The sequence below is a fragment of the Rhizorhabdus sp. GW822-FHT03C02 genome (genome assembly GCF_058801765.1).
The window spans coordinates 38,490-62,496 of the sequence record NZ_JBXANN010000004.1 but is presented as its reverse complement, the minus strand read 5'-3'; the positions used below and the strand labels follow the sequence as shown (position 1 = coordinate 62,496).

The following is a 24,007-nucleotide window of genomic DNA, read 5'->3' as shown; positions in this document are numbered from 1 at the left end:
ACTCGCAATAGCTGCGCAGTCCTCACATCCGATTTGGGACGATCGGCGACCGAGGGGACAGGCAATGCGGGCAGGTAAAACAAATATCGTCATGGGCTTGGGTGCGATATCGGCGCTCGCGGTAATGCCGGCGACACCGGCGCACGCAGCCGAAACCGCGGCGGCGGAAGCGGCCGCCGCGACCGATGTCCGCGCCGATGCCGCCGACGACATCCTCGTGCTCGGGCAGCAGATGAAGGCCCCGGTCAACGCCGGCAAGTCCGACGTGCCGCTGATCGAAACTCCGCAGGCGATCTCGATCGTCGACGCCGACATCATCAAGGCGCGCGGCATCACCCGGCTCGCGGAGGCGCTGCGCGGGGTCGCCGGGGTGTCGCGCAGCAGCACCTATGGCTATTATGACGCCTATCAGATCCGCGGCTTCGACGCCGCTTATGGCAGCATCTATCTCGACGGGCTGATCAGCGCGAACGTCGCCGGGTCGAACAACGAACTGGCCGGGCTCGAACAGATCGAGGTGGTCAAGGGCCCCGCGTCGATGCTGTTCGGATCGGCGCCGCTCGGCGGCATCGTCAACCTCGTCAGCAAGCGGCCGCGCAACGAGGATTTCGTCGATCTCGGCATCGCCACCGGCTCCTACGACCTCGTCGAAGGCACCGTCGACGCCAATATGCGGCTCGATGCGAACGGCACGCTGCTCGCCCGGATCAATTTGGTCTATCGTGACAGCAACGACTTCGTGCGCTTCTCCGACAAGAACCGCATCCATATCGCGCCGGCACTGACCTGGAATATCGGCACCGACACCCGCCTCACGCTGCTGACCCGCTACGAACGCAACCACGACGCGCCCTGGTCGCCGGTCACCGCCTGGGGCACGGTGCTGCCGAGCGTCAACGGCAAGCTGCCGATCGATTTCGCGATCAACGGCGAGGATCCCAAGGCGGTCCACAATCAAAGCTACACCCAGGCCGGCTATGTCTTCGCGCACCGTTTCTCCGACGCGCTCTCGTTCGACCAAACGCTGCGCTACAGCCACCGCAAGGTCGACTGGAACAACTGGATCTTCTGGGCGGGCTTCATCGACAGCGCGCTCGTCAACGGGGTCCAGCAGGGTCATGTCGCCGGCCGCTATATCTATGGCCCGTTCCATCAGAGCGACGATGATTTCGCAACCGACGGCCATTTTACGCTCAAGCTCGATACCGGGCCGGTCAGCCACGACATCGTGCTGGGTCTCGACTATCGCCACAGCCGCAGCCGTTTCGCCGACACCGGCAGCAATTTCGATCCAGCGGCCAATCCGCTCGACATATTGGCGCCGGATTATGACCGGCCGCTGATCCACGACCCCGCCGGCGCCTATGACGGTGGCGGAACGTCGCACCAGACCGGCCTCTATCTGCAGGACCATATCCGCTTCGGCGAGCGCGCGACGCTGACGCTCGGCGGGCGCTACGACTGGGCCGACAGCGACGGCCAGAAGGACCACAAGTTCAGCCCGCGGATCGGCGCGACGGTGACGATCGTCCCTGGCGCCGCGCTCTATGCGAGCTGGTCGAAATCCTTCCAGCCCCAGCCCGGCTATTTCACCGTCGCCGGCGACGCGCTGCCGCCCGAGACCGGCCGCAACATCGAAGGCGGGATCAAGCTCCAGACCCCCGACGCGAAACTGTCGGGCATGGTCTCGATATTCGAGCTGACCCGGCAGAATGTCGCGACCGAAGATCCCGCCAACCCCTTCTTCTATCTGGTGACCGGCGAGCAGCGCAGCCGCGGCATCGAGGTCGAGGCGACCTGGCGCCCGACCCCGGCCTGGACGCTGTCGCTGGCTTATGCCTGGCTCGATGCCAAGGTCACTCGCGACACCCGGCTGCCGGTCGGCGCACGGCTGCAAAATGTGCCGCGCCACGGGCTCAAGCTGTTCGGCGAATATGTCGTGCCCAAGGGTCCGCTCGCCAATCTCGGGGTCAATCTCGCCTTCCAGTATAACAGCCGCAAGCCCGGCGCGCTGACCGCCGAGGATGTCGATTATGACGGCATCGCCGACCCGGTGACACTGTTCACCCTGCCCGGCTATGCGCTGGTCGACGCGGGCCTGTCCTATCGCTTCGCCGACTGGAGCGTCCGGCTCAACGTCAACAACCTGTTCGACAAGCGCTATTTTCCCGACGCCTGCTGCGTCGACCGGGTGACCCCGGGCCAGCCGCGCAACTGGCGCCTCAGCCTCGCCCGCCATTTCTGACCGCGCGGCGACTGCTTCATCGGCGCCGATCGCAATATTTTCGCGACGGCGACGCTGAAGTTCTGAACTACGGGCGAGCCGGGCTCGCCTTAATCGTCATCCGACGGACGCCCGGGATCTCGTGCGGATAAGGCGCTCCCTTGCCTCCGGAGATCCCGGGCGATGCCCGTCCTCGGACGGAGCAAAGCCCCGGTCCGGGGGCCGGGATGACGGATTAGCTCAGCTCTTCCCCTTGATCCCATAGCGCTCGCAATAGTCCTTGAAATGCGCGCGGATGCCGTCGGCGGTCAGCCCGAACTCCTCGAGCGAATAGACATGCTTGCCGTGCTTGCCCTGCGGATTCTCGGCGAGCAGCTTGGTCATCGCGGTCTCGGCCGCCTCGGTGAGCGGCTCGTCGAAATGGGCGTAGAGCTTGCGCATCTCGCCGATCGGGTCGCGGACCTGGTCGGTATATTGGATGTCGTAGATCGCATCCTCGCCATGCGCGTCGCGATAGGCGTTCTGGCGCGCGATCATCTCGTCGAAGGTCGCGATCATCTGCGCGGCGATCTCGGGCAGGTCGACCTCGTCGCTGAACATCGGCCGGACATGGCGGATCAGGCTGCAGGACGACGCGACCACCTCGACCGGATCGCGGTGGGTCATCACCAGCTGGGCGTCGGGATAGACCGTCGTCAGATCGTTCAGATAGAGCGGATGCCACGGATTCTTGAGCGTCCAGCGCCCGCCATTTTCGGCCTGGAGCATCTGCAGCAACTGCTTCTGGAAGGTGAAGGCGGGCAGCGTGCTGGCCCCCAGCATCCACGCGCGATAGCTCGGCACATTGACGTTCGATTCGAACAGCTGCGCCCGGAACGACATGTTCATCGAGAACTGGTCCTCGGACGGGCCGTCGGCTTCCTCATAATGGATCGCCGCGATCTGCGGCATATATTTGAGCGCCATCGCCAACCGCTCGCGCTCGGCGACGCAGCGCGGATCGGTGCTGAGTTCACCCGCCTTGGCCGGCGGCGCCGAGTTGAGCGCTTCCCAGCGCAGGAAGCAGCGGCGCATCGGATCGGCGCTGAGCAGGTTGATCGTCAGCGTGGTGCCGGTGCGCGGCAGCCCGAACACGAACAGCGGCTTTTCGATCGGCGCCTCGAGCAGTTCGGGATGCTGCTTGATATAGTCGACCACCTTGATCCGGTTGGCGAGGGTCGCGACGAGATTGGCCTCCCAGCGCTGCGCGCCGACCTCGGACAGCCGCGCTTCCTCGTTCGAGGCCTTGACCAGCACCTCGAGCCCCTCGAGCACGGCCGGATCGCCCAGATCGGTGAGGCCGGTGGCCGCACGCGCCTTGGCGATGATCTCGTCGACGGTCATTATCTTCTCCCGCTTCTACCCCCTCCTCCCCTCTCCCCTTGCGGGAAGCATGCGAGAAAGGGCCTTCTTCTTCTGAATCCGACCCGGATGTCGGAACATCGATGCGAAAGAAGACCCTCATTCACCCCCTGCCCGCAAGCGCGCACAGGCCAGCAAGGTCAAGTTAACGCCCGCGCGATCTCAGGCATGTGGTCGGCTCAATTGGCGATATTGTCCGCCTTCGCCGCATGCTTGGCCGCGACATAGCCCCACAGGAAGGACGGGCCGACGCTCGACCCCGCCCCCGGATAGGCGCGGCCCATCACCGACGCGGTCGAGATGCCGGTCGCATAGAGGCCGGGGATCGGGCTGCCGTCCGCGCGCAGCACCCGCGCGTTGACGTCGGTGACGACCCCGCCATAGGTGCCGACGTCGCCGGGCACCACCGGCACCGCATAATATGGCCCCTGCGACACGGTGCCGAGCGTTTCCGAGCGCTCATGATAGGGATCGCCCAGCCAGCGGTCATAGGCGCGGTCGCCGCGGTGGAAATCCTCGTCCCGGCCCGCCTCGACGAAGCCATTGAAGCGGTCGACCGTGCCGCGCAGCACCTCCGGATCGATCGAGATCTTCGCCGCCAGCTCCTCGACCGTATCGGCGCGGTGCATATAGCCCGAATCGAACCAGGTCTGCGGCTTGGTCGATCCCGGCATCGTGCCGTTGATCATGTAGTTGCGCATATATTGGCTGTCGAGGATCGCCCAGCTCGGCACCGCCGGCACGGTCTTGTTGCGCTCGAGCATGCCCTTGCAGAAGGCCATGTAGGATCCGCCCTCATTCTGGTAGCGGACCCCGCTCTGGTCGACGAGGATCGCGTGCGGCGCGGCGCACACCCCCTGCATCGACGGTTTGATATCATCCTTCTCGGCGCCCGGCGGCAGCGAGGTCTGATAGCCGACCATCGCATCCATCTGCGCGACCGCGGCACCGTGACGCATCATCTCCTCGATCATCTCGCCGGTGTCGCCGGGGGTCGCCTGGCTCCACGCCGCCTGGGTGCCCGGCTGATACTGGTCGCGCATCCGCTGGTTGAGCGAAAAGCCGCCGGCATTGACGAGCACGCCCAGATCGGCGCGCACCTTGAGCGTCCTGCCGTCCCTGACGGTGACCACCCCGGCGATCACGCCATTTTCCTCGATCAGCTCGGTCACCGGCGATTCGGTGCGGATGTCGATCCCGGCCTTGAGCGCCGCCTGGAGCATCCGCCCCTGCAGCGCGGTGCCCGACGAGACCCAGTTCTGCCCGCGCAGCTTGGCGAAGGCGGTGCGCAGGCCGATCTTCGCCATCAGCGCCTTGCCGGCCCAGCTCTGCTTGAAGGTCCGCATCAGCATCGCCTCCTCGAGCATCGCCGGGAAGCTCAGGAAACCGGGGCGCAGCTTGTCCTTCCAGGGACCGAGCTCGTTGGTGTCGAACAGTTCGGCGACGACGGTGCGGCCCTTTTGCGATCCGCCGGGCTGTTCGTCATAATAATCGGGCCAATAGCTGACCCGGGTCAGCTTGATCCCCTGCTTGACCAGGAAATCGACCATCTTGGGGGCCTGCGCCAGATAGGTGGCGCGGCGTTCGCGGGTGGCGCCCGGCGCGTCGTCGTCGTCGCCGACCACCGCGTCGAGATAGGCGCTCGCCTGCTCATAGCTGTCGTCGACCCCGTCGCGCGCCATGAACATATTGTTGGGGATCCACATCACCCCGCCCGATTTGGAAGTGGTGCCTCCGACCAGTTCGGTCTTTTCGAGGATCAGCACCGATTTGCCGAGCGAGCGCAGCAATAGCCCCGCGCACATCGATCCGCCGCCACTGCCCACCACCACGAAGTCGAAAGTCTCGTCGAAGTCGGTCTTCGCCATATTCTGCTCACCCTCTCGATTTGCGCGCCGGCTCTTTGTCCGGCTGTCGACGGCAGAATTCCGCATGTTCGGGCGTCATGCAACGATATTATGCGGTGCTCGCATGAATCGCCCCGGGCACGCGAACGGCGTCAGGATCGCATATCTTCCATCGGCTCAGCGATCCTTGGAAGTGCCAGTTGCACGCCCCGGATACCGATGCGAAGAGCGAAAGCATAAGATCGCATCGGGCCGAGGAGAGTATATGTCGATTATCGCCGTCGTCGGGGGAACCGGCCATCTCGGCAACGCCATCGCCAGGCGGCTGGTCAAGGCCGGCCATGACGTCGCGATCGGATCGCGGTCGGCCGACAGCGCCGAAAAGGCCGCGCGCGAGATTGGCGACCAGGTCCGCTTCGGCGCCAATGCCGACGTCGCCGCCGGCGCCGACATCGTCATCGTCGCGGTTCCCTATTCGGCGCATGCCGCGACCCTCGCCGAGATCAGGCCTGTGGTCGGCGGCGCGATCGTCGTCGACACCACCGTGCCGCTGGTCCCGCCCAAGGTGATGCGCGTCCAGCTCCCCGCCGCCGGCTCCGCCGCCGCCGAGGCGCGCGAGCATCTCGGCCCCGACGTCCGGCTGGTCGCCGCCTTCCACAATGTCGCCGCCCACCGGCTCGCGGTCACCGACGACGTCATCGAATGCGACATCCTCGCCTTCTCCGACGATGTCGAGGCGCGCGCGACGGTGATCGCGATGATCGGCGAGATGGGCCTGCGCGGCCTCGCCGGCGGCGCGCTGGTCAACGCCGCCGCGGCCGAGGCGCTGACCTCGATCCTGATCCTGATGAACAAGACCTACGCCGCCGACGGCGCCGGCATCCGCTTCACGGGCCTCACCACCGCCCCGCCAATCCCCTGATCGGGCGCATGTTCGGCTGACATGACCGCCTGGATCGTCATCCCGGTCAAGGCGCCCGGCGACGGCAAGAGCCGGCTGGGCGCGGTGCTCGACGACGCCGGCCGGCGCGATCTGGTGGCGTCGATGCTGGCCGCCGCGGTCGCCGCCGCCAGCGCGATCGCGGACAGCGACGTGCTGCTGCTCGGCCCCGCGCGCCACGGCCTGCCCGATACGCTGCGCTTGCTCGACGATCCCGGCACCGGCCTCAATCCCGCGCTGGCGAGCGCGACCCGGACGGCGACGGCAGCGGGCGTCGACCGGCTCGTCTTCGTCTCGGCCGACCTGCCGCGCGTGACCCGGGCCGATGTCGAGGCGCTGTTGACGATCGGTACGGATAGGATCGGCATCGCCCCCGACCGCGCCGGCACCGGCACCAACGCCCTATCGCTCCCTCTGCCCGCCGCCGCCGATTTCGGCTTCGCTTATGGCGACGACAGCTTCGCGCGGCACAGCGCCGAGGCCGCGCGCCTCGGCCTGTCGGTTGCGCCCGTCCGCTCGCCCGGTCTGGCGTTCGACATCGACCGCCCCGAGGATCTGGCGGAGCTGCGGGGATAAAAGCTCGCAGTCGCCCCGGCGGAGGCCGGGGCGACGGTTGTTGAGGCGCACTCTCCTAATGCGCGCCCGTGATCGCCGGCCCCATCATCGCCTTCGCTTCGGCCTCGGTCACCGGCTTGGGATAGGCATTGCCGAAATTGACCCGGACATAGCCGACCACCGCGGCGACCTGCTTGGGGGTCAGCAGGTCGCTGAACCACGGCATCGCCCCCTTGCCGCGCATCACGATCGTCAGCGGATAGGCGGCGACGCCCAGCCGCGGGTTGCCCGCCAGCGCCGGGATCGTCGCGGCGCCGCTGCCGCCCTTGCCGTCGGCCATGTGGCACGCCTGACAAACGGTGCGGTAGACCTCTTCGCCGGTCACCGGCACCGGCGCCTTGGTGCCGCCGCCGCCCGGCTCGTCGGCCTGCGCGGGGATGGCGAGGCCGGCGAGCAGCAGCGCGGCGAGGCGGAGTTTCATCGTCATGGTCAGGCCTCCTGCGCGCGCTTGTGGAGCCGGGTGATCGCATCGATCGAGGAGAGCAGCGCCCCCTCCATCCAGCAGCCGACATAGGAGGCATGTTCGCCCGCCAGCGCGATCCGCCCGTCGATGCCGACCAGCGTCTGGTAATGATCCTTGCGGGTCTGCTCGTTCCAGCGCGCGCAGCAGCCGAGCGTCCACGGCACCCGGCTCCACGCGACCGAGGCCCCGGTGGTGAATTCGGACCGATATTGCGGGTGGATCACCGATCCTTGCGCCAGCGCCGCCTCGATCCGCGCCTCCGGGGTCATCCCCGCCAGATGATAGGCGCCCATGTCGCGCGCGAACGCGCCGAGCATCACCGCCGGGCCGTCGTCGAAGAATTTGTTGTTGGGATAGGAGACCAGCCCGATCTCCTGGTTGGTGAAGCTGATCCCGCCATAGATCGACTCGTCCTCCTCCCAGAAGCGCCGCTTGAACTCGAGCCCGATCTTGACCTGGCCGGTATAGGGCACTGCGCGGATCGCCGCCTTCATCGGCGCCGAGACCTGGGTGTCGATCTGGCTGAGCACCGACAGCGGGATCGTGCACACGCACCAGTCGGCCTTCGCCTCGCTGACCGCGCCGCTCGTCACGTCCGAATAGCTCACCGTCACCCCGGCCGCATCCTGGGCGATCTTGGTCACCTTGGCATTGTGGGTGATGAGCTGTTTGACCTGCTTCGCGAACCCCTTGCCGATCATGTCCATGCCGCCGACCGGCTGGAACATCGTCGTCTGCATCTCGTAGTTCATGAAGAAGGAGAGCGTCGACCACACCGTCGGGTCGAGCAGGTCGTGGAAGTCGAGCAGCGCCGACGGGGTCGGCGCGCCGTTGACCCCGCCGCCCGGGGGCCGGTCGTAACCGCGCCGCGCCGCGGTCTTGAGGCTGCTGGCATATTGGAGATGCTCGTCGAGCAGCCCCCAGCCGCGCATCGCCTCGACCAGCCGGTCGCGATCCTCGCCGGTCACCGCCTTGTCGAGCCCCTTCTGGTCGATCGACTTGGCGAGCAGTTCGGCGACGTTGCCGTCGAAATCGGCCTTGGCCGCCTTGTAGCGCACCGGCTTGCCGCCGAACGCATCGGTGCTGTGGATATAGGCATTATGGTTGAGCTGGATGAACGGCTCGAGCGCCACCCCGAATTTCTTGCAATAATGGAGCAGGGTGCGGTGGTGGTGCGGAATCCGCCACGGGCCGGGGTTGAGATAATTGCCCGGCGCGAAGCCGACCTTCTGGGTCGCGCCGCCGAGCTCGGTATAGCTGTCGCCGCCGCGCAGCGACCAGTTCCGCCCGCCGGGCCGTGGCTGATATTCGAGCACGCGGACCTTGTAGCCCGCCTTGTCGAGTTCATAGGCGGCGAGCATCCCGGCGAGCCCCGCGCCGAGCACGATCACCGACGCCCCCTTGCGCGCGCCCGACAGTTGCGGGGGACCGGCAAACTGGGTCTCGGCGGCATGGCCGAGCGATTCCATCGCCTGGTAGAGCGCCGCCATCCCCGCGGTCTTCCCCACCGCGGTCAGAAGCTCGCGCCGGGTCGGCGCCCTGCCGGTGATGTCCATGATCTCGTCCCCCTGCGGCCCGGTTACGAAGCACCGTGATCCAGCGGAGAACGGTCTTTCCAGGAAAGACGGACGGCGCGGGAAATACCGCCATCGACCGCGCCGCGCGGCAGCACCGATCGTTCAATCGACAAGCGGAATCGCATCCTCGAACAGCCAGTCGATCGTCGTGTCCGCCGAACACCAGAAACCTTCGAACAAATCCGACAGTCGCGTTTCGGCCAGCCGCTCGGCCGTGCCCAGGATCAGGGTGAAAAAGCTGTCCCAGTGGACCGCCACCAGCAATGTCCCATCGGCCGCGAACAGCCGCCGCCTTGGACAGTTGACCAGCACCGCCTCGGCATTGCGCCAGGATCCTTCCATATCCAGCACGTCGAGACCGACCTCGGTCTGCCAGGCGTCGAATTCGTCCGCGATGACGACCCGATCGAGCCTCGCCCGTCGAAAAAATTCGACCAGGTTTCGCTCCATATGCGGCTCCACCATGCCGTGCCCGGGAAGGAACAGCTCTTCTCGCTCACAATAAGCACGAAGCCGCTCCGCACCGGCCTTGTCGGAAAAATTCGATCTGAGACCGCCGATATCGGTCCGCAACGCCCGGTTCAGGTCGCGATGATCGGCGAAATGCACTTCGCGACAGATGGTCTTCCAGCCGATCGTCGCAGCGAACCGCTTGGCCAGTCCCGCCACCGCATCGTCGTCCAGTTCCTTGCCCACCTGCGCCGCGGCATATTCGGCGTCGGTCCATTCGACCAGTTCCATCCCTTGCCGGTCCGCATGGCCGTCCAGGATCAAAGGACGATATCGGCAATGCGCCGGACTGAGCCCGTCGATCGTGTAGAAAGGATGGAGCGCAACGAAGCCGTGCGAATAAGTGCCGCGATACCAGGGCAAAATGGGTTCGTCGTCGGGCGGGAGATAAAGGTGCCGGTCCGGGTTATCCATGCCCGACGCATAACCGATCCGACACGCGACGTCGCCACCATCCCGGAAGCCGCCCTCGACCAGACCGGATCAAATCGGTGACAGTGCACTTTTAGCACACACCGCGGCGCCGCCTCATTCGCGCGATTTCCTGGCCTCCTCGACGATCGCCAGCCGCAGCACCGGCCGATCCCATGTCGCCTTGCCGCCCGCCGGCTTCACCCCCACCGGCACCGCCCCCATGCTGCTGTAGAAACCCACCGACGGCGGATGCGACACGATTGCCACGCTCGCGATCCCCTGACCGGCCGCCATCCGCCGCATATGATCGAACAGCCGGCGCCCGAGCCCGCGCCCCTGCGCCGCATCGGCGACGAACATCAGGTCGAGTTCGGGATCGTCGCCGAGGGCGAGGCTGTAGAAGCCGAGGATGCGTCCGTCCGCATCGGCGACGAAGATCAGATCGCGTTCGACCTGATCCGCCGTCACCGCATAGCCGTCGAGGATCGCCGCATAATCGCCGCGATAGGCCGCCGATCCGTGCATCAGCGCGGTCAGCGCCGCGGCGTCGGTCGGCAAGGCGCGGCGGAGGGTCATGGCCGGAGACATGACCGGCACATATCCCGCCGACGATCGTTTCGCCAAGGCCGCCGCGCCAATCAGGTCCGGCGGAGCTCGACCGGGATCGCAGACCAATGCTCGCCCTGCTTGCCGTCGCCGCCGTTGCGACCTCCGCCGACGCCGCGCCGCCGGGCCGCGAAGTGCCGATCCGCGAGGTCGTGCTCAGCGACGGCACCCGCCGCTATGCGGTCGACCTGCTCGTCGCCGGCCATCCGGTGACCGCCGGTCTCGACACCGGCTCGGTCGGCCTGCGGCTGCTGCCCGATGCCGCGGTCGGCACGCGCCCGGGCACCACCCCCGAACATATCGGCTATGGCGCCGGCACGACCCTCGACGGGGTCGTCGCCGAGGCGCCGCTGGCGATCGGCACGGCCGAGGCCACGATCCGCGTCCAGGCGGTCCGCGCGATCGGCTGCGCCGCGACCCGCCCCGATTGTCCCGCCGGCAAGGTCATGCCCGGCCAGTTCGGGCTCCAGGGCAACGGCCTGCCCGGCGAAGGCTTTCGCGCGATCCTCGGCACCGGGCTGGCATCGGCGGCGCTGCCCAATCCGCTCGCCGCGCTCGGCGTCAGACGCTGGATCGTCGAACTTCCGCGGCCCGGCGAAGCGCGGCCCGGTCGGCTGATCCTCGACCCGGCCGACGACGAACGCGCGGGCTTCGCCAAACTACCGCTCGCCGATCGCGGGCGCGGGCGCCGCAACGATGCGGTCGACGCCTGCCTGGCGCTCGCCGACGGCAGCGAGCGGGTCTGCGCGCCGACCCTGATCGACAGTGGCGCCCCCGGCATCGATGTCGTCAACCGCGCCGCCAAGGCCGCGTGGCGCGACGGCGCGTCGGCCCGCCTGACCCTCGGCAAGGACGATGGGGCCCCCGCGGTCGCTTTCGAGATCGGGCGCCGCGCCCAGGCGTCGCGCGTCGCCTTCGTCCGCGACGATCGGGTCGCGGGGCCGCGCATCCGGTCGGGGCTGCTCGCCTATTTCGCCTTCGACATCCTCTACGATGCAACCGATGGCAGCATCGCGGTGCGGCCGCGGCCACCTTATCCGCAGGGCGCGCGGGCGGTCGCCACTGGCGCTTCATCCCAATAGCGACGCCCCACGATCCGTTCGCGTCGAGCGCAGTCGAGACGCCATGCGCGGTGGGGACAGCATAGGGTGTCTCGACTGCGCTCGACACGAACGGCTTTGGCGGATGATCCCCGATCCGCGACAGCTGACCGCGGGGATCGAACCGCCGCCGATTTTGTCCGAATGGATCAAGCCGTACCCGCGCCGGCTGCGCCAGACTTTCGCCGACGATAATCGATCAGGGAGAGGATGATGACCAAATCGCTCGGAGGCAGGGTCGCGGTCGTGACCGGCGCAGGTTCGGGGATCGGGCGGGGCATCGCCATCCGCCTCGCACAGGACGACGCCGCGATCGCGGTGTGGGATCTCAACCCCGACGGCGCCGCCGAAACCGCGCGGACGATCGTCGAGGCCGGCGGCAAGGCGATCGCGATCACCGCCGACTGCGCCGACAAGGCGGCGATCAAGGCGGCCGCCGATCGCACCCGCGCCGAACTCGGGCCGATCGCGATCCTCGTCAACAATGCCGGCATCTCGCCCTACAAGGCGTTTCTCGACCTCGACGACGATCTGTTCGACACGGTGATCCGGGTCAATCTGCGCGGCCCCTATCTGATGACCAAGGAGATCATCCCCGACATGCTCGCCGCCGGCTGGGGCCGGATCATCAACATCACCTCGTCCTCGACCCAATCGGGCGCGCCCAACCTCGTCCATTATGTCTCTTCGAAGGGCGGCCTGCTCGGCATGACCAAGGCGCTGGCGAGCGAATTCGGCGGCACCGGCATCACCGTCAACATGATCCCGCCGGGATCGATCGACACGCCGATGCTGCGCGGGGCGCCGGTCGACGCCGAGGCCTATGGCAAGACGCTGCCGGTCAAGCGCCTCGGCCGCCCCGAGGACATCGCCGCCGCGGCCGCCTTCCTCGCGTCCGAAGAGGCGAGCTACATGACCGGCCAGACGATCAGCACCAATGGCGGCCGTTATATGGGATCGGCCTGACGACAGCCGAAAAGGGGTTTGGGCGCGGGTCGGGCGCAACCTGATCGGTAATGGATATAGTCGGCATTGATAATCATTAGCACATGACCCACGACGGGGCATGCGCTTCGCCGTCCACCTTGCCGCCCGCCTCGCCGCCCTGCTGGCCTTCGCGCTGGCGCTCCCGTCGACCGCCGAGGCGCGCTGGCTCGAGGCGCGCTCGCCCAACTTCGTCGTCTACAGCGATGGCGGCGAAGCGGATCTGCGCCAGTCGGTGCAACGGCTCGAGGATTTCGACGGCCTGCTCCGCACGCTGACCGGCACCACCGCCCCGCCCTCGGCCAGCCCGCTCAGGATCTACCGGGTCGGATCGCCCGAGGCGCTGGCGGCCCTCGGCAACAGCCGTCCGGGCGTGCTCGGCTTCTACACCGCCCGGGTCGGCATGACCGCCGCCTTCGCAGTGCGCGGCGACCAGCCCGGGCTCGACGGCGAACAGGTGCTGCTCCACGAATATGCGCATCATTTCGCGATGCGCTATTATCCGGCTTATTATCCGACCTGGTATGGCGAGGGCTTCGCCGAATATGTGATGACCGCGCATTTCCGGCCCGATCGGATCGAGATCGGCCGCGTCAGCCCGGGCCGCGCGGCATCGCTGGTGCAGGGCAGCTGGATGCCGCTCGACCGGATCCTGGGCGCGGGGATCGCCGGGCTCAACCGCGAGCGGACCGCGCAATATTATGCCCAGAGCTGGCTGATCGTCCATTATCTGTTCGCGACACCCGAGCGGCGCGAGGCGCTCACCCGCTATCTCGCCGATCTCCACCGCGGCATCGCCGAGCCATCGGCTTTCCGCACCGCTTTCGGCCAGGACCATGCCGGGTTCGAAAAGGCGCTCAAAGCCTATCGCGACGGGCAGATCGGCTATGGCACGATCGGCCGCGCCGCCACGCCGGACATCGCCATCGCCGTCCGCGTGCTGCCGCCGTCCGCCGACGATCTGCTGCTGCTCAACGCCGCGCTCACGCTCGGCATTCCCGATCCCGCCCGCGAGGCGGCCACCGTCGCCACGATCCGCAAAATCGCCGCCCGCTATCCCGACGATCGGTTCGCGCTGCACGTGCTCGCCCGCGCCGAGGTCGCCGGCGGCGACCGTGCGGTCGGCCGGACGATCGTCGAGCGGCTGATCGAGGCGAGCCCGCGCGATGCCGAGCTTCTCTATATCCGCGGCACCGTCGACTATTTCCCCAGCCGCAAGGACACCGCCAACCGCACCGCGCTGCTCGCCGCCGCACGTCCGTGGTTCGCGCGCGCGGTCGAGGCCGACCCGACCTATTATGCCGCGCTCTACCGGCTCGCCCAGACCACCCCGGCCGACGGCATGGTCTCCGACGAGACGCTCGCCCGGCTCGTCACCGCGCACCTGCTCGCACCGCTGGTCGGCGACATCGCGATCGACGCCGCGACCGCGCTCCATGCGCGCGGCCGCGACGACGAGGCCGCCGCCGCGCTGATCCCGATCGCCACCAATCCGCATGGCGGCAATGTCGATCGCGCCCGTGCGCTGCTCGACCGGATCAGGGCTGCGCCGGCAAGCCCGTCCTCGAATTAGCCGAACCCAAATCGGACATGGCGATATGATCTCGCTCGCATCGGCCGGAATAGCAGGACTATCGTGATGGCGGCGCAACGAGCCGCATCTGGATTGGGGGAAATATAATGAAACCATTGCCATTGGCCGGCATATTGGCCCTGGCCTGCCTGTCCACCACGGTTTCGGCCAAGACAACGCCCGGCGCGGATTCCCCACCGGCGCCCGATGCGAGGCTCGCGCCCGGCGAGGTGTTGCTGACCGTGAAGGGTAGCGCGATACAATTCAGCAAGCCCGATATCGCCGTGATCACGGTCATCGTTACCACCAGCGCCAGGGACAATGCCGCGGCCAGGGCCTTCAACAAGACGGTCGTCGACAAGCTCATCCGCGACCTGTCCACGCTGGGAGTCGCTCGCTCGGCCATCGAAATGAGCTCTGATGAGCACGTCGCGAAAATGGGGTTCATCGGCAACGAGGCTTATGGAGAGGAAGAGCCGGACGAAACGCCGCGCGCATTGGCAGACAAAGTTCGTCCCGGCGGCTTCGCCATATCTTCGCTGAAAATTCGCCTCACCGATATGGCCCTGGTCGATCCTGCCGGGATGCAGTTGCGGAACAGGCCTCATGTCCAGGTCATGCCGATCGCCTATTCGCTGATCGACGCGACCGCGGCACGGCGATCGGCGGTCGAGCAGGCACTGGCGAACGCACGCCGCGAAGCCGCGCTTTATGCCGGCGCCATGGCCATGCGGCTCGACAGGGTAATTCGCGTTGCCGACTGTTCGGATGAGGATAAGCGGAGTTCGATCATAGAAGTGATCACCCAGACCACGGATTTGCGCCCCGACGATAGCAAGGTGGACAGCGTGCAGACCAAAGCGACGCTTGAAATGGATGTCGTGCTGAAACCGATGTAAATGCGAACGCCTTGCGGACTGCAAGCCGCTACGCGGCGAGCCTCATGCCATTTTGCCCCGCAAGCGCATCGTCGTCGACCTCGTCGGTCGTTACCTCGAATTTGCGCAGCGTGACCGGCCCGAAGGCGGTGGTCAGCGCGACGTCGGTCGCGTCACGGCCGCGCGCCATCAGGATGCGGCCGATCCGCGGCGTCGCGTGGCGCGCGTCGTAAGTGTACCAGCCGCCCTCGACATAGACGTCGAACCAGGCGCTGAAGTCCATCGGCGCATCGACAGGCGGGATGCCGATATCGCCGAGATAGCCGGTGCAGTAGCGCGCCGGGATGTTCATGCAGCGGCACAGGGTCACCGCCAGATGCGCGAAGTCGCGGCACACCCCGACCCGCTCGCGGAAACCGTCGAACGCGGTGCGGTCCGAGCGGGCATGATGATAGCCGAAGGCGATATGGTCGTGAACGAAGTCGACGATCGCCTCGACCCGGCCGCGGGTGGTGCCGATGTGGCCGAAGCGCGCCCAGGCCTCGCCCATCAGATGCTGGGTGTCGCAATAGCGGCTGCCGAGCAGGAAGACGAGCACCTCCTCGGGCAGTTCGGAGACCGGGGTCAATGGTCCCTCGGGCGCGCGTACGTCAGGAAGGCCGCTGTCCGCGACCAGGAATTCGGTGCGCAGCCGCACCCCGCCGGCGGGCACGGTCAGCCGGGTGCAGACATTGCCGAAGCCGTCGACGAAATCATAAGGCGCGATGCCCGGCACGGTCTCGATCCGGTGCGGGGTCCGCAGGTCGCGGTTGCGCGACGGATGGATGTTGAGCAGCGCCAGCATCGGCGTCGGCGCATCGGCCGAAAATTCTATGTCGAAACCGGCCTTGATCAACATCGTACACGCCTCGGGTCGCTTGCTATCAGGTCTGGCAGAACCCTCCGGCCGCGCATTCGATCCGCGCCCCGTCGCGTTCGGGCATGCGCCGGACGAAAATAGCGGTTTTCAGCCATATTATGATCATAAGTGCACGAATCCTGGGCGCCGCCGAGCCCGGTGGCCGACGCCGATCGATTTCAGCCGACCGGGACGATCCGCCCCTTATCCATTCGATAGACCATATCGGCAGCGGCGATGGTTTCGGCACGGTGCGCGACGATGATCCGGGTGACGCCGAGCGTCCGGATCGCGCCGCTGACCTTGGCCTCGTTGGCGGCGTCAAGATGCGAGGTGCCCTCGTCGACCACCAGCATCCGCGGTTCGCGATAGAGAGCGCGCGCCAGGATCACCCGCTGCTTCTGGCCACCCGACAGGCTCGACCCCATGTCGCCGACGAAGGTATCGTATCCCATCGGCATCGCGCGGATGTCATGGTCGATCGACGCCGCCCTCGCAGCGGCTCGCATCCGATCCATGTCGGGCTCGTCGTCGAAGATCGCGATATTCTCGGCGATCGATCCAGCGAACAGATTGTCGTCCTGCAGGACGCCGGCGACCTGATCGCGGAAATGGGCATAGCCGAACATGTCGAGGCGGACGCCATCGACGCGGATCTCACCCGAACTCGGCTCCATCAGACCGAGCACCAGCTTCATCAGCGTCGATTTTCCACAACCCGACGGGCCGGTGATGGCGATATTCTGCCCCGGCTCGACGACGAGGCTGACATCCGACAACACCAGCGGATCGGCTGGGCTGTAACGGAAACTGACATTGATCAGCTCGATCCGCCCGCTGAATGTGCGTTCGGGCGGCAACTCCTGCGTGAACGAACGATCCAGATCGGACAGCGCGATGTCCGAAATCCGTTCGAGATGCAGTCCGAGCATCCGAAAGCTCAGCCACTGGTCGATCAGCGACGTCGCGCGGCCGGTGAACTGGCCCTTATAGGCCATGAAGGCGAAGACCATGCCGACGCTGAACCCGCCATCGATCACGAAGGTGATGGCGAGCCAGGTGCCGACGATGCCTTCGATCCCGAACAGCACCGTGTTGGCGGCCCCCTGCCAGATGCCGATCCGCGCGAGCCGGATCGCGGCGTTGCTCGCATCGACCTGCCGGTTTTGCCACAGCGTCAGCGACTTCGCCTCGCGATTGAACAGCCGGATCGTCGCGATGCCGCGAATCTGCTCGATCATCGTCGTCTGCTGCTTGGCGCCGCTGGCGATCACCTGGTCCTGCGCACGGCGCTGCATCGGAAAGGTGACCGCGCGCACCCCGGCATAGAGCAGGAAGGCCAGGATCGACACCATCGTCAGGATGCCGCTGTAGAAGAACATCAGCGCGAGGGTGAGCACGGCCATGGCACCGTCGATCGCCACCGATACCGGCCCCGACGTCAGCGCGGCCTGGATCGGCGACACCGACTGGAAGCGCGACAGCACGTCGCCCGCATGGCGCTTTTCGAACCAGTCGACCGGCAGGCGCAGCAGATGCCGGGTGAGGTTGGTGGCCAGGCCCACGCTCATCGTCGTACCGGTCGACAGCAGCACGAACGACCGCAGTACCGACGCGCCGGTGTTGATCAGCAGCAACAGCGCGAAACCGACCGCGAGCACGGTCATCAGATTATAGTCGTGGGCGGGAACCACCGTGTCGATCGCGATCTGCGCGTAGAAGGGCGACACCAAAGTGTAGAGCTGAAGGATGACCGACAGCAGCAGCGTCTGCCCGATCATCCGGCGGAAGCCGGTCACGCCGCGCCACAATTGGGTGACGCCCAGCCGCTGCCGTTCCGATCGCGGCGCGAACCCCGCCGCCGGGTGGAGCTCGAGCGCCACGCCGGTGAAATGCTGCGACACCTCGGCAAGGTCGCGCCAGGCCGATCCCGTGTCGGGGTCGTGGATCAGCGCCCTGTCGCGAGTCACCCGCTCCACCACCACGAAATGGTTGAAATTCCAGTGGAGGATCGCCGGCATCGCCAGGTCGCGCAGCGCTTCCAGCGGCAGCTTGACCGGCCGTGCGGCGAAACCGACCCGATCCGCTATGCCGATCAGCTGCTTGAAGGTCATCCCGCGCAGCGACGGCACGAAACGCCGGCGCAACGTGCCGAGATCGATATCGAAACCGTGAAAATTGGCGACCATCGCGATGCAGGCGAGCCCGCATTCGGATGCTTCGCTCTGCCGGACGACCGGCATCGTCCGCCGTTCGAACATCGATGTGTCGAGAACCCCGCTCATCGCCGGGCCACCGCGAGCAGCGGCTCCATCAGCCACTCCATCAGGCTGCGATGGCTGGTGACGATCCTCGCGCTAAGTTGCATGCCGGGCAATATCGCCTGGCGGCGCCCGAACGCGACGATCGCGTCGGTCGGCAGCGCGGCGGTCACGACATAGACCGGTTGCGGCGCGCCGCGCTCGTCGGGCCGGCTGACCGGCGTACCCGATATCTCGACGATCCGCGCCTTGATCGTGCCGAACTGCTGATAGGGAAAGGCGTCGATCGCGACGTTGACCTCCTGGCCGAGCGCGAGAAAGCCCGCGGCATTGGTCGGGACGTAGAGCTCGGCGTGGAGCGTCGAGCCCGCCGGAATCACCGACAGGAGCTGGAGTTGCGGATTGACCGCCTGCCCGATCCGCGCGGTCAACGCCGCGACCTGGCCGGCGATCGGCGCGACGATGCTGTACCCGCGCGATCCGTCGACCTGGGCGAGCTGCTGATTCACCTCGGCGCGCGAGGCGCGCAGCGAGGCGACCTGGGCCTGGGCCAGCGCGCCAGCCTGGCGCTGCTGCTCGACCGCTTCGCGAACCTGCGCGGCCTTGCTGTCACGGGTCGAGGCGAGCTGGTTCAACTGCTGGCGCCGCTGCAGCGCGACTTCCTCGCGACGCTGCAGGTCGGCACGCGAGATAAAACCGTTCGCCGCGACCTCCTTGGCGATCCGCAGCTCGCGCTCGGCGCTTGCCACCAACGTCTCCTGCATCGCCACCTGCTCGCCGAGCGCCGCGATCTCACCCTTGAGGCCGACCACCTGCACCGCCAGCCGCGCCCCATCCGATGCCGCCGCATATTGGAGATTGTCCGCCTGGGAAACGAGCCCGGCCCGCTGGTCCTGCAGCGCGTTGCGGAGCGATGCCGACATCGTCGAACCCGCGGCGCCGGTTTCCTCGACCCGCACCCACAACAAAGCAGTGCCGGCGCGCACGCGCTGCCCCTCGTGCACCGCGATCGCGGTGATCGTGCCGCTGCGGCTCGGCATGATCGGCGCCAGCCCCTTGCTGGGCACGATCGCTCCGCTCGCGGTTTCGACCCGCGAATAGCTCGACAGGCTGAGGAAAAGCACCGCGACGACCACGCAGGCGAACATCAGCAGGCCGATCAGATGCCAGGCGATCGGCATATCCAGCCGGATATTGCCTTCGAGGCGCTGGCGGCGATGTTCGATCGCCTCGGGCCGAAACATCTCCAAAGCGCGAATCCCCAAACAGGCCCCACCTCATGCGGCCGACCATGTGCCATGCAAGGAAGCCAGCGATCGGATGCGGGAGATGCAACGCGGCATATGCTCCGCACGCCAATGACCGAATCCCACAATAGTTTTCGATGATCAAATATTTAGAGGAAGCCATACCAGCGACTGGCAAGCAAGTCGAAGGCATGGCCCCTCTACAGCCATATCATTCCCGACGTCATGGCATGACTATCGGCTATAGCGAATTTCAGGGGTTAGGATTACCGAGCCAAGCGGTGTAAGTCACATTATAGACTGGTACACCAATATTATTGGCGAAACCCTCAACACTCCCCAACGGGAGCGTTTGAACCGCAAATGCGTCGGCATAATATTCACGAGCACCATAAATATCTTCAATGAAATGCGTTCCAACGAAGACAATATCATGATAAGCTAGACCATTAGGCCCAATCCAAGTGAATGAACTTCCATCGGCAGTCGTATATCCGTTTTCGCCACCGGAAACAACCTTGATCTCATCTTCAGTGAGATCAACAATCCGCGACATTTCCTTGACGCTTCCGATCATCTTCATTCCCATTCCCTTCATATGAGTCGGGAATCAAAATTTATCAATCAAATCAAGCACGTCAATTTTGATAAAAAACAACAATATCCAAATTGGAGTGAAAATTAACCGTTGTTAACATTTATTTCGCACCGCGATCGATAAGCAATCGACTGCTATCTACTCTCCCGATCGCTCGGATCGAGCTTACATCTTACCAACATCACCCCGCCAGCATCCGCTCGACCGCCTCGACATGCGCCTCGATCGGCTCGGCCTCGGCCGGCGGTTCGCCGGCGCGGGTCTCGACGGTGGCACCGCGCTCCAGCGTCCGGTGGACCGGGCAACGGTCGGCGATCTCGAGCATGCGCGCGCGCTGCTCGTCGCTGATGGCGCCGTCGATCGAGATCAGCCGGGTGAAATGGTCGGGCGGGGTCTCGCCGGCGCGCTTGGCGTGGCCGACCGCGGTGCGGATGCGATCGACCGGCAACTGCTTCTGCTCGGCATAGAGGCGCAGCGTCATCGTCGTGCAGGCGCCGAGTGCCGCCGACAGCAGGTCATAGGGCGTCGGCCCCGATCCGAGCCCGCCGACGCTCTCCGGCTCGTCGGCAAGGAAGCGCAGCCCGCCGGCGCGGATCGCGGTCTGGAAGCGGCCGGCGCCGGTCTCCTCGGCGACCACGTCGGTCGCGCCGCCATCGTCGCGGGTCTCGTTCAGCGGCGGCAGATAGCGCGACGCCCAGCTGCAGATCAGCGCCGCGGCATAATCGGCATCGGCCTGTTCGGACAGGAGATGGTCGGCGCGGTCGAGCGAGACGAAGCTCTTGGGATGGCGCGCGGCGAGGAAGATCTTGGTCGCATTGTCGATCGCCACCACCTGGTCGAACGGCGCATGGAGGATCAGCAGCGGCCGGCGCAGATGCTCGATCCGCGCGCCCAGGTCGTGATGGCGCAGATCGTCGAGAAACGCCTTGCCGACGGTGAAGGCGCGCCCCGCCAAGGTCACCTCGGCCTCGCCCTCGCTTTCGATCCGGTCGATCGCGGCGGCATCGAAATGGTCGAGCACCGACGACACGTCGAACGGCGCCGCGATCGTCGCGATCGCCTCGGCCGAGCCGATCTCGGCCGCCGCCGCCAGCACCGCCGCCCCGCCCAGGCTGTGGCCGATCAGCAGCGTCGGCGCCATGTCGTGCGCCGCCATCGCCGCCGCCATCGCGACGATGTCGCGCGCGTCGGCGCCGAAGCTGCCGCCCTCGGCATCGCCGCCGCTGCCGCCGATCCCGGCGAAATCGAAACGCAGCGTGCCGATCCCGAGCGCCGCCAGCGCCCGCGCGATCCGCACCGCGGTCAGCCCGTCCTTGCCGCAGGTGAAGCAATGCGCGAACAGCGCCCAGCCGCGCACCTGCCCCTCGGGCAGCTCGATCCGCCCCGACAGGCGGTAGCCGCCCGGGCTGTCGATGTCGAAGCGACGGGTGGGCATGGCAAACTCCTTCGATGGTCTTCGAACGTCCTGTGCCGGCATCGGCGCTTTTCCGCGGTTGCCGCCCGGACGGCACGCTCCGCGGCAAATCTTTCGCCGGCAGCCCCTTCTTTAGCGATTGACCGGCCGATGTCCCATGGTCCTTATTCGCTCTGCCGCAGTGCACAAAAAGACGGGGCGCCGGCCTGTGGGGGGTCCAGGGCGCGATGGGAGAGATGCCGGGATGGTCGGCCGCACGCGCGGATTCGCGGCGGACGTTCGTCTTGCATAGAGAAACGCCCAGGGAGCCCTTCCAATGAACCACAAGATCGCCGCCGCCCTCCTGCTCGCCGGCCTCGCCGCCCCGCTCGCCTCGGGCGCGCAAGCCGCCGGCATCGAGCGCAAGCAGGGCTCGCCGACCGCGGTGATCGCCAGCTCGGCGGTGGTGCCCGCGGGCAGCAAGCTGATCTTCCTGTCGGGCGCGACCGGATCGCCGATCAATCCCAAGGACACCGACAGCCCGACCGCCTTCGGCGACACCCAGGCGCAGACCCTCAGCATCCTCACCAAGATGAAGGCCCAGCTCGCCGAAATGGGCCTCGGCATGGGCGACATCGTCAAGCTCACCGTGTTCCTGGTCGGCGATCCCGCCAAGGGCGGCAAGATGGACCGCGACGGCATGACGGTGTCGTACAAGATGTTCTTCGGCACCGCCGAGCAGCCCAACCTGCCCACCCGCACCACCGTCCAGGTCGCCGCCCTCGGCCGCCCGCAGACCCTCGTCGAGATCGAAGCGATCGCCGCCAAGGCGCCCTAAGCGCCGCGCCCGCTCCCCGACTGCAACGATCTTTTCGAAAGTCCCGTTTCCATGACCGAATATACCGCGCCCAGCCGGCGCCAGCTTCTCACCGCGATCGGCAAGGTCGGCGGCACCGCCGCGCTCTATCATGCGATGACCGCGCTCGGTCATGCCGAACCAACCCAGTTCGACGGCCCGCCCAAGCTTTCGGGCGCGCGCAAGGGCGCGTCGGTGATCGTGCTCGGCGCCGGCCTCGCCGGAATGCTCGCCGCCTATGAACTGCGCAAGGCGGGCTACAAGGTCCGCGTCATCGAATATCAGAACCGTCCCGGCGGCCGGAACTATACGGTGCGCGGCGGCGATACGATCCCCGAGGTCGGCGGCGCGGTCCAGCAGGTGAAGTTCGCGCCCGGCAATTATCTCAACCCCGGCCCGTGGCGCATTCCCTATCACCACCAGGCGCTGCTCCATTATTGCCAGGAGTTCGGGGTCGCGCTCGAGCCGTTCGTGCAGATCAACCACAATGGCTATGTCCACAGCGACAAGGCCTATGGCGGCAAGCCGCAGCGCTATGCCGAGGTCGCGGTCGACTTCAAGGGCCATGTCGCCGAACTGCTCGCCAAGGCGGTCAACCGCAACGCGCTCGACGACACGCTGAGCAAGGAGGACAAGCAGAAGCTGATCGAGGCGATGCGCGGCTGGGGCGTGCTCGACAAGGACATGGCCTATACCAGCAGCCTGAAGGTCTCGGCACAGCGCGGCTACGACATCCCGCCCGGCGGCGGGGTCAAGGGCGCGCCGACCCCGTCGCAGGTCGCGGGCCTGGGCGACGTGCTCGATCCGCGGATGTGGGGGACGATCGGCTTCTATCTCGGCAATGTCATGCAGACGACGATGTTCCAGCCGGTCGGCGGCATGGACATGATCGGCAAGGGCTTCGCCAAGCAGCTCGCCGGGCTGATCAGCTATAACAGCAAGGTGACGAAGATCGCCCAGGACGGCGCCGGGGTCACCGTGTCCTACGAGGATGTCGCCTCGGGCAAGAAGAGCGAGGCCAAGGCCGACTGGTGCGTCTGCACGATCCCGCTGCCGATCCTCAGCCAGATCGACGTCCAGGTCTCCGACGCGATGAAGACCGCGATCAAGAGCGTGCCCTATCATTCGTCGTGCAAGGTCGGGCTCGAGATGAAGCGCCGCTTCTGGGAAGAGGACGAGCAGATCTATGGCGGCCACAGCTTCACCACCCAGTCGATCTCGCAGCTCTCCTATCCGAGCTATGGCTTCTTCAAGAAGGGCCCGTCGGTGCTGCTCGGCGCCTATGCCGGCGGCGCCGCGGCGTTCGCCTTCGGCGGCATGACCCCCGAGCAGCGGATCGAGGAGGCGCTCAAGCAGGGATCGGTGTTCCACAAGCAATATCGCTCGGAATTCTCCAACGGCGTCGCGGTCGCGTGGAGCCGCATCCCGTGGATCCTCGGCTGCGCCTCGACGTGGAGCGACGATATCCGCAAGCAACATTATCAGAACCTCGTCGGCATCGACGGCCGGGTGGTGCTGGCCGGCGAACATGCCTCCTATATCGGCGCCTGGATGGAGGCGGCCTTGCTGTCGTCGCTCGACGCGATCACCCGGCTCCACCAGAAGGCGCAGGCGGCCTGACG

Annotated in this window: 20 protein-coding genes; 9 read left to right on the top strand and 11 right to left on the bottom strand. The window is 66.5% G+C overall.

Annotation, left to right across the window (positions count from 1 at the left end):
- The first annotated feature begins 124 nt into the window (after nt 1-124).
- The gene (locus AC1RM6_RS12670; protein WP_493101690.1) at nt 125-2,245 is read left to right on the top strand and encodes a TonB-dependent siderophore receptor; all 2,121 of its coding nucleotides are present in this window, start codon (nt 125-127) and stop codon (nt 2,243-2,245) included.
- 219 nt (nt 2,246-2,464) lie between these two features.
- Here AC1RM6_RS12670 and AC1RM6_RS12665 read toward each other — a convergent pair whose 3' ends face one another.
- Both AC1RM6_RS12665 and AC1RM6_RS12660 read right to left on the bottom strand, forming a co-directional pair.
- A complete protein-coding gene (locus AC1RM6_RS12665; RefSeq protein WP_493101689.1) occupies nt 2,465-3,607 on the bottom strand; it encodes a sulfotransferase family protein in 1,143 nt (380 codons plus the stop codon).
- 197 nt (nt 3,608-3,804) lie between these two features.
- Entirely contained in the window at nt 3,805-5,493 is a 1,689-nt protein-coding gene (locus AC1RM6_RS12660) for an FAD-dependent oxidoreductase (protein WP_493101687.1), read from the bottom strand.
- Between the two features lie 244 nt (nt 5,494-5,737).
- On the opposite strand from AC1RM6_RS12660, the gene npdG reads away from it, so the two are divergent.
- Both npdG and cofC read left to right on the top strand, forming a co-directional pair.
- Entirely contained in the window at nt 5,738-6,394 is a 657-nt protein-coding gene (gene npdG, locus AC1RM6_RS12655; RefSeq protein WP_493101685.1) for an NADPH-dependent F420 reductase, read from the top strand.
- A gap of 21 nt (nt 6,395-6,415) precedes the next feature.
- Nucleotides 6,416-6,988: a 2-phospho-L-lactate guanylyltransferase gene (gene cofC / locus AC1RM6_RS12650; RefSeq protein WP_493101683.1), complete on the top strand. Its 573-nt coding sequence runs from the start codon at nt 6,416-6,418 to the stop codon at nt 6,986-6,988.
- Between the two features lie 55 nt (nt 6,989-7,043).
- Here cofC and AC1RM6_RS12645 read toward each other — a convergent pair whose 3' ends face one another.
- From AC1RM6_RS12645 to AC1RM6_RS12630, 4 genes are all read right to left on the bottom strand, one after another.
- Nucleotides 7,044-7,454 (bottom strand): c-type cytochrome, encoded by a 411-nt coding sequence (locus AC1RM6_RS12645; RefSeq protein WP_493101681.1) that lies wholly within the window; start codon nt 7,452-7,454, stop codon nt 7,044-7,046.
- Between the two features lie 2 nt (nt 7,455-7,456).
- Nucleotides 7,457-9,046 (bottom strand): flavin monoamine oxidase family protein, encoded by a 1,590-nt coding sequence (locus tag AC1RM6_RS12640; protein ID WP_493101679.1) that lies wholly within the window; start codon nt 9,044-9,046, stop codon nt 7,457-7,459.
- A 123-nt stretch (nt 9,047-9,169) separates the two neighbouring features.
- The gene (locus AC1RM6_RS12635; RefSeq protein ID WP_493101677.1) at nt 9,170-9,991 is read right to left on the bottom strand and encodes a DUF2711 family protein; all 822 of its coding nucleotides are present in this window, start codon (nt 9,989-9,991) and stop codon (nt 9,170-9,172) included.
- Between the two features lie 114 nt (nt 9,992-10,105).
- The gene (locus tag AC1RM6_RS12630; RefSeq protein WP_493101675.1) at nt 10,106-10,579 is read right to left on the bottom strand and encodes a GNAT family N-acetyltransferase; all 474 of its coding nucleotides are present in this window, start codon (nt 10,577-10,579) and stop codon (nt 10,106-10,108) included.
- 86 nt (nt 10,580-10,665) lie between these two features.
- Here AC1RM6_RS12630 and AC1RM6_RS12625 point away from each other — a divergent pair, with 86 nt between their 5' ends.
- The 4 genes from AC1RM6_RS12625 (at nt 10,666) to AC1RM6_RS12610 (ending at nt 15,153) form a co-directional block, all read left to right on the top strand.
- Nucleotides 10,666-11,679 carry a hypothetical protein gene (locus AC1RM6_RS12625; RefSeq protein WP_493101673.1) on the top strand — a complete coding sequence of 338 codons (1,014 nt, stop codon included), beginning with the start codon at nt 10,666-10,668 and terminating at the stop codon, nt 11,677-11,679.
- Nucleotides 11,680-11,910: 231 nt separating this feature from the next.
- Nucleotides 11,911-12,663 carry an SDR family NAD(P)-dependent oxidoreductase gene (locus tag AC1RM6_RS12620; protein ID WP_493101672.1) on the top strand — a complete coding sequence of 251 codons (753 nt, stop codon included), beginning with the start codon at nt 11,911-11,913 and terminating at the stop codon, nt 12,661-12,663.
- 100 nt (nt 12,664-12,763) lie between these two features.
- A complete protein-coding gene (locus AC1RM6_RS12615; protein ID WP_493101670.1) occupies nt 12,764-14,254 on the top strand; it encodes a tetratricopeptide repeat protein in 1,491 nt (496 codons plus the stop codon).
- Nucleotides 14,255-14,361: 107 nt separating this feature from the next.
- Entirely contained in the window at nt 14,362-15,153 is a 792-nt protein-coding gene (locus tag AC1RM6_RS12610) for an SIMPL domain-containing protein (RefSeq protein ID WP_493101668.1), read from the top strand.
- 28 nt (nt 15,154-15,181) lie between these two features.
- Here the strand turns inward: AC1RM6_RS12610 and AC1RM6_RS12605 are convergent, their stop codons facing one another.
- The 5 genes from AC1RM6_RS12605 to AC1RM6_RS12585 all read right to left on the bottom strand — a co-directional run bounded on the left by AC1RM6_RS12605 (nt 15,182) and on the right by AC1RM6_RS12585 (nt 21,571).
- Nucleotides 15,182-16,030: a transglutaminase-like domain-containing protein gene (locus AC1RM6_RS12605; protein WP_493101666.1), complete on the bottom strand. Its 849-nt coding sequence runs from the start codon at nt 16,028-16,030 to the stop codon at nt 15,182-15,184.
- A 179-nt stretch (nt 16,031-16,209) separates the two neighbouring features.
- Nucleotides 16,210-18,315, bottom strand: a complete 2,106-nt coding sequence (locus AC1RM6_RS12600) for a peptidase domain-containing ABC transporter (RefSeq protein ID WP_493101665.1) — start codon at nt 18,313-18,315, stop codon at nt 16,210-16,212.
- Nucleotides 18,312-19,535 carry an HlyD family secretion protein gene (locus AC1RM6_RS12595; RefSeq protein WP_493102281.1) on the bottom strand — a complete coding sequence of 408 codons (1,224 nt, stop codon included), beginning with the start codon at nt 19,533-19,535 and terminating at the stop codon, nt 18,312-18,314. Before AC1RM6_RS12595 ends, AC1RM6_RS12600 begins: the two co-directional genes overlap by 4 nt.
- Nucleotides 19,536-19,791: 256 nt before the next feature.
- Nucleotides 19,792-20,121, bottom strand: coding sequence for a hypothetical protein (locus tag AC1RM6_RS12590; RefSeq protein WP_493101663.1), 330 nt, complete (start codon nt 20,119-20,121; stop codon nt 19,792-19,794).
- 196 nt (nt 20,122-20,317) lie between these two features.
- Nucleotides 20,318-21,571, bottom strand: coding sequence for a bifunctional alpha/beta hydrolase/OsmC family protein (locus AC1RM6_RS12585; RefSeq protein ID WP_493101660.1), 1,254 nt, complete (start codon nt 21,569-21,571; stop codon nt 20,318-20,320).
- Nucleotides 21,572-21,866: 295 nt separating this feature from the next.
- Here AC1RM6_RS12585 and AC1RM6_RS12580 point away from each other — a divergent pair, with 295 nt between their 5' ends.
- A complete protein-coding gene (locus AC1RM6_RS12580) occupies nt 21,867-22,367 on the top strand; it encodes a RidA family protein (protein ID WP_493101658.1) in 501 nt (166 codons plus the stop codon).
- A 51-nt stretch (nt 22,368-22,418) separates the two neighbouring features.
- On the top strand, nt 22,419-24,005 hold the full coding sequence (locus AC1RM6_RS12575) for a flavin monoamine oxidase family protein (RefSeq protein WP_493101657.1): 1,587 nt from the start codon (nt 22,419-22,421) through the stop codon (nt 24,003-24,005).
- The last annotated feature ends 2 nt before the right edge of the window (nt 24,006-24,007 follow it).